General features: G+C 45.9%; 1 protein-coding gene. It reads left to right on the top strand.

Features of this window, described 5'->3' with window-relative positions:
- Positions 1 to 651, top strand: a 651-nt coding sequence (locus tag FK529_RS20880; RefSeq protein WP_146564348.1) for a Mur ligase family protein, incomplete at both ends; no start/stop codon positions are given.

Raw genomic sequence — 651 nt, 5'->3', positions numbered from 1 at the left:
ATCACCTCCATTCTCTCACAAGAACATGAAGTTTTAGCCACAGAGAGCAACTACAACAATCATGTCGGTTGCCCTTTGATGCTCTTACGACTCAATAAGCATCATACCCATGCGGTAATTGAGATGGGGGCGAATCATCCTCATGAAATTGAGTATTTAACCAAAATTGTTCAACCCGATATCGCTATTCTCAATAATGCCGGCGCCTGCCATCTAGAGGGATTTGGTTCTCTTGAAGGGGTCGCTGAGGCAAAAGCGGAGATCTTTTTAGGATTGGCAAAAACGGGAACAGCCATTATCAATGCCGATGATGCCTTTGCGAAGAAGTGGCTTAAAGATGTTGCCGACTTTAAACACCTGACCTTCGGGATTAAATCTGCCTCCGATGTGATGGCGCATCAGATTGAAGGACGATCTTTTGAGTTAGAGCTAAAACCCTTAAAAGAGCGACGCAAGATCGAATTAAAATTGTTAGGGCGCCACAATATTCTCAATGCCTTAGCCGCCTCTGCCGCTGCAGTTGCCGCCGGCGAGTCGATCACCACGATTCAGAAAGGGCTTGAGCGCTTAGAAGCTGTTCAAGGGCGATTACAAGTTGTGAAGCTCAAAGAGAATGTGCAACTAGTCAACGATGCCTACAATGCAAATCCT

The sequence above is a fragment of the Tsukamurella asaccharolytica genome (assembly GCF_007858435.1).
GTDB classification, from domain to species: Bacteria; Actinomycetota; Actinomycetes; order Mycobacteriales; family Mycobacteriaceae; genus Tsukamurella; species Tsukamurella asaccharolytica.
This window is presented reverse-complemented; position numbering and strand designations above follow the sequence as displayed.